Origin of the sequence: Methanocalculus sp. (assembly GCF_029762515.1) — an archaeon.
Classification (GTDB): domain Archaea; phylum Halobacteriota; class Methanomicrobia; order Methanomicrobiales; family Methanocorpusculaceae; genus Methanocalculus.
The window spans coordinates 1-5,286 of record NZ_JARVGN010000137.1 but is presented as its reverse complement, the minus strand read 5'-3'; the positions used below and the strand labels follow the sequence as shown (position 1 = coordinate 5,286).

Sequence of the window (5,286 nt, the reverse complement as noted above, 5' to 3'; positions counted from 1 at the left end):
GATCCGGCATCAGGATGCTTGCCCCGATATCATCAGGCACTGTCCATGGGATCTCACCATTGTAGAGCACAACGGGAATGATGCCGGGCAATGATTCCCTGGATGAGACCTGGCCGGTTCTGATCAGATCCTGCCAGAGGAGTGCCATATACGACATGATCCGAACCGGCATCGTCGGGTCAGGTGCTGACTGGAATTCAATTAAGAGGTAGATGACCAGTGTCCGGTCACCATACCGGACACTCCATATGAGGTCATCTTCACGCTCCCTGAGGTCATCGGTCACATAACTGCCATTGCACCGCTTCAATGTCTCAAAGTCGCAGGCAGAGGCAAATTCGGGATGAAGGAAGCCCGAAATAAAATCTGCCATCATCTCCTTATGGCTGAAGAGGCGTTTGTAAGGGTGATCTGAATCTGAGATGTTGTTCACACTCCACTGGTCTCCTGCTGAACCATTCATCAGTAGCAAAGGCAACATTTCCATTCCAAGATGCAGGAATGGAATACAAAGCACTGATTATGAAGTATTCTGTCAGATCGCGTTATAATAGTCTTGAGCGGAGGGCGAAAGTAAAAATGGCTGATTCTGCTAACCCAGAATCACATATCCGAGAGACGATAGCACCTTCAGGAGATTATGACCGCTAACAACCGGTTATTTTGGCAACGGAACCAACCTGGAATTCAGTCAGTGAAACAATAGTGATCTCTTCTCCGGCATCGATTGAATCTTCGTAATGAAGTCCGACTGCTTCCTGGATATTCTCCATCAGTTCGTCAAGCGTCCTCCCCTGTGTAAAGATATCAACACCGATGCCCCGGGCACACCAGAACTGCCCATCATTGTAGATCTCAAACTTTATCAGCATGACAAAACCTCTCCAATACTTGAAGCCTCTCTATCGAGGTATTCGACTCAATGGAGAATAAATGTTCCCTATTGCCAGAACAGCAGTGGATTTTCTATGCCGGATGGATTGTTCAATGCATATCAATTATGATTCCAGTGCATGTATGTAAAATTGAAGAGAGTGACTGAGAGCTGATGAGAGAAAACTGTAAAGAAAGTGGATAAAACTACCCGCCCAGCCTTAACAGCGGGGCAGATGCACTACACATAAAGACGGTCAGACTGCCGATATAAATAGCAGAATACAACCGGATACAAATCTTCATCACCCTTTGGGAGCAACAAAATGAAGAGATGCTCTTCTTATCTCCTCAGGAATCAGCTCTGTGGTCACATCTGGCCGATCAGATCCTCGAAGATGGCAGAACTCCCGGCTCCGTTCCGGAGATCCTCTCAGGTCAGATCCGCCCAAACCTCCTCCCGGTCTTCTGCTACTATATCGGCACCCTCCTGATGGCACAGGGATCTGTTGATTCCGGGTTCGGGTGGCTTTCCGAGGCTGCCCGGCTGGAGGGGGATCGGCCATTCTCGGCATCCCAGCTCGTCGGTTTTTTAGAGCGGCATGATCAAACACTCGCAATGCCGTATGTGGTGTTCTTCGATCCCAAAGCCTTCCTGCTCTTTGCGAAAAACCCTGTGATGCAGGCTGCACGAGAGATCTATGTAACCGAATGTGCCGACAGCCTGCCATATTTCCAAAAGCCGTTCTCGATGATGGATCTCGGGTGCGGAGATGGGAGCCTTACCGTGGCATTGCTTCAAAAACTCCGTGAATGTGGCAGGATTGGTGAGATCGATGAGATCTTTCTGATCGATTCATCGGCTGCCATGGTGGAGCTTGCCGCGAAGACGGTAGCAGAAGCGTTTCCCGGCGTGCATATCAGCAAAGAAAACTGCCGCATTCAGGATTGTACCGGCAGGATATACCGGCATTTCGATCTCGCAACAAGTTCCCTTGCCTATCACCACATGCCCTATGAGGAGAAGAGGCTGCACCTCTCCCGGCTCAGGCCACGGATAGACCACTTCATTCTCTACGAGATGGATGCTGACAATGATCGGCCCGAGATCTACTCCCCGGATCTGGCACTCGCCGTGTACCAGTCCTATGGGAGTATCATCAATTCGATCCTCTCACAGGATGTGCGAATCGATCTCGCCAGGACCTGTGTCGACCAGTTCCTTATGACCGAGGTCATCTCGTTCTTCACGCAACCACGGGGGGAGAGAACAGAGTACCATATGCTCCAGAGCCAGTGGCTGGCACTCTTCTCCGAATGCCTCGGAGGGGAGTTTACGCTCAGGTGCCATTCACCCTTTTATATGGACCGGTATACCTCCCTCTTCTGCATGCATTTTGGGAGAGATAGCTAAGGATAGTGGGTACTGGCAACGAGTGGTTTCTGGCAACTACCGATCTTTCTTCTTACCGGATCTGGTGCAGAACCAGTTCCCCCCGGGAACAGGGGATCACCGCCGAACCATTTCAACCAGTTTGTGTTCCCCTGAAACCTCTTTATGAACGATCATCTTTTCATCATGGAGGTAGATTGTGCCTCTATGCTCACCCCCGAGGATATTGCAGATGCCGCGGATCTGATCCGCCCCCATATTCACCGGACACCGCTTGTCTACTCGCCGACATTCTCGGCGATGACCGGCTGCGAGGTGTACCTGAAGCTCGAAACACTCCAGAAGGCGGGTTCGTTTAAGGTGAGGGGAGCCGTCCACTCGATACTCAAAAATCGAAAGGGTATTGGAAGTGCCGGAGTGGTGGCGGCATCTGCGGGGAACCATGCGCAGGGGGTCGCCCTCGCCGCAGGCATTGCGGGTGTCCGGGCGACGATCGTGATGCCGGTTGGATCGTCGGTTGCCAAGCAGGAGGCGGCAAGAGGATATGGGGCTGAGATCGTCATTGCCGGGCGAACGCTCCAGGAGTCGATCCTCTATGCACAAGTACTGGCTGAGAGGGGAGCGTTTCTTGTCCATCCCTATGATGATAAGCATGTGATCGCCGGTGCAGGTACCATCGGCACTGAGATCCTCGAGGAACTCGGTGATGTTGCGTATGTGATCGTACCCGTCGGCGGCGGGGGCTTAATCGCCGGGATTGCCGCTGCGATCAAGGGTGCCGGGAGCCCTGCCCGGATCATCGGCGTTCAGGCGGCTGCCTGTGATGCCGCATACCGGGCATTTGCCTTTGAGGAGCGGGAGCTTGTTTCTCCCGGCAGGACGATCGCAGACGGTATTGCGGTTCCGATCGTCGGTGAACGGCCGTTTGGGATGATCCGGGCATTTGTTGATCGGATCGGGATCGTCTCGGAAGAGGAGATGGTTCAGGCAATCCTCCTCCTTGCCGAACGTAAACATCTCGTTGTGGAAGGGGCGGGATCAGCGCCGCTCGCCTACCTCCTCTCGGGGAGAGGGATGTTTCCGAAGCAGAGCAGGATCGTGCTGGTCATATCGGGAGGAAATATCGATCTCCCCCTCTTCCAGCGGGTGATCCACCAGGCACAGGTTGCACGGGATCGTTCGATGACGATCTCGGTGGTGGTCGATGACCGGCCGGGATCACTTGCGAAACTGCTCGGCACAATCGCTGGTGCCGGGGGCAATATCCATGAAATTATCCAGAAAAGGGATGAGAAAGGGCTCCATCCGACCGAGATCAGGGTGGAGGTGGAGATCGAAACGAGAGGGCTTCTGCACCAGGAGCGGATCCGATCCCATCTCACTGGTGCAGGGTACCTTTCCGGTTGATCACCGGATCTGTGTTCCCGGCTCGATCTCGCGGTTCGGCATCAGGAGGGCAGCCTCATCGCCTGCTGCCAGGATCATGCCCCTGCTCTCAACACCGAAGATCGTCGCAGGCTCAAGGTTTGCGATCATCACAACCAGGCTGCCGGTGAGTGTATCTGGTGCATAGAAGGGGGCGATCCCGGATACCACCTGGCGGGTCTCAGACCCTATATCCACCTGTATCTTTAAGAGTTTCTTTGATCCTTTGATCGGCTCTGCCGAGAGGACTTTTCCGATCCTCAGATCCATCTTTGCAAATTCATCCATTGAGACCATTGGTTTCCTCTCCTCTTTTAATGCCTGTTTCTTCTTTGCTGCTTCTACACGCCCATTGAAGGTCTTTTCAAGGACGGCATACTGTTCGTCTTCGAGTTTGGCAAAGAGCATCTCAGCCTTCTGTAAGGTGACACCTGACAACGGGGTATCACACTCGTCCAGGTGGTGATCGGCAATCGGAGTTGTGTAGCCGAGCATCGCCCAGCATCTCGCCGCTGCATCCGGAAGGACCGGCTCGAGCATGAGGGCGAGTGCCTTGACGATCTGGAGGCAGTCTGCAATTGCAGATTCTGCTGCCTGGCGATCCGTCTTCATCAGTTTCCAGGGTGCGTTCTTCTGGATGTAGTTGTTCCCAAACCCGGCAAGCCCCATGATCCCGTCAACTGCCAGCTTGAACTCAAATGATCTGAATGCAGAGTCGACACTCTCCCGTGCCTTCCTGATCTCCTCTAGAATCTCCGGGCCTGCCGGGGTGTCGGGGATGCCGCCGAGTTTTGCTTCTGCAAAGTAGATCGTCCGGTACATGAAGTTGCCGAGCGTATTCACAAGCTCATTATTGACCCGTTCCTGGTAGGCCTTCCAGGAGAAGTTCAGCTCTTTTGTATGGCTTGTATAGCTGAGGAGATAGTACCGGAGATAGTCTGAGGGGAGCCCGACATCGAGGTAGTCTTCGTTTGCCCAGACCACATAGCCACGGGATTTTGAGAACTTCTGGTCCTCAACCTTCAGCATTCCCGATGCAACGACGGCATCCGGGGTTCCATATCCCGCTGCATGGAGGAGGGCTGGCCAGAAGATGCAGTGGTGGTAGATGATGTCTGAGCCGATGAAATGCGTTACCTCGCCCTCGCCACACCAGTATCTCTTCCAGTCATCATTGTGGGCATCAGCCCACTCCTCAGTGAAGGAGATGTAGCCAATAGGTGCATCCACCCAGACATAGACGACCAGTTCCCGGTTTCCGGGGAACGTCACACCCCATTCAAGGGTTCGTGTGATACACCAGTCACGGAGCTCGTTCTCGACCCAGCCGATGGCGTAGTTCTTCGCGTTTGTAGTCCCCTTGAGATCCTTTAAGTAATCAAGGAGATAATCGCGGAAGGTGCTCAGCTTGAAGAAATAATGTTCCTGCTGGCGGATCTCGGCCCTTGTGCTACAGACGGTGCAGACGGGATCCTGGATCTCGCCCGGCTCGAGATGGCGGCCGCAGCCCTGATCGCATTCGTCTCCCCGGGCATGCTTGCCGCAGTGGGGGCATGTTCCCTCGACATAACGGTCAGGCAGGAAACGCTCGCAGG

General features: G+C 53.7%; 5 protein-coding genes. 2 read left to right on the top strand and 3 right to left on the bottom strand.

Features of this window, described 5'->3' with window-relative positions:
• Nucleotides 1–433, bottom strand: a 433-nt coding sequence (locus tag QCH34_RS06240; RefSeq protein WP_300331829.1) for an Rpn family recombination-promoting nuclease/putative transposase, incomplete at its 3' end; no start/stop codon positions are given.
• A 214-nt stretch (nt 434–647) separates the two neighbouring features.
• Nucleotides 648–872 carry a type II toxin-antitoxin system HicB family antitoxin gene (locus QCH34_RS06235; RefSeq protein ID WP_300331826.1) on the bottom strand — a complete coding sequence of 75 codons (225 nt, stop codon included), beginning with the start codon at nt 870–872 and terminating at the stop codon, nt 648–650.
• Nucleotides 873–1,207: 335 nt separating this feature from the next.
• Between QCH34_RS06235 and QCH34_RS06230 the strand changes: the two genes are divergently transcribed.
• Entirely contained in the window at nt 1,208–2,287 is a 1,080-nt protein-coding gene (locus QCH34_RS06230; RefSeq protein WP_300331823.1) for a class I SAM-dependent methyltransferase, read from the top strand.
• 144 nt (nt 2,288–2,431) lie between these two features.
• Nucleotides 2,432–3,673: a threonine ammonia-lyase gene (gene ilvA / locus QCH34_RS06225; RefSeq protein WP_300331820.1), complete on the top strand. Its 1,242-nt coding sequence runs from the start codon at nt 2,432–2,434 to the stop codon at nt 3,671–3,673.
• On the opposite strand, the gene metG is transcribed toward ilvA, so the two are convergent.
• On the bottom strand, nt 3,674–5,286 hold a 1,613-nt coding region (gene metG, locus QCH34_RS06220), incomplete at its 5' end, for a methionine--tRNA ligase (protein WP_300331818.1).

Coding starts and splice junctions, on each gene's coding strand:
- QCH34_RS06235 (WP_300331826.1), bottom strand. CDS start 872: ATGCTGATAAAGTTTGAGATCTACAATGATGGGCAGTTCTGGTGTGCC.
- QCH34_RS06230 (WP_300331823.1), top strand. CDS start 1,208: ATGCTCTTCTTATCTCCTCAGGAATCAGCTCTGTGGTCACATCTGGCC.
- ilvA (WP_300331820.1), top strand. CDS start 2,432: ATGAACGATCATCTTTTCATCATGGAGGTAGATTGTGCCTCTATGCTC.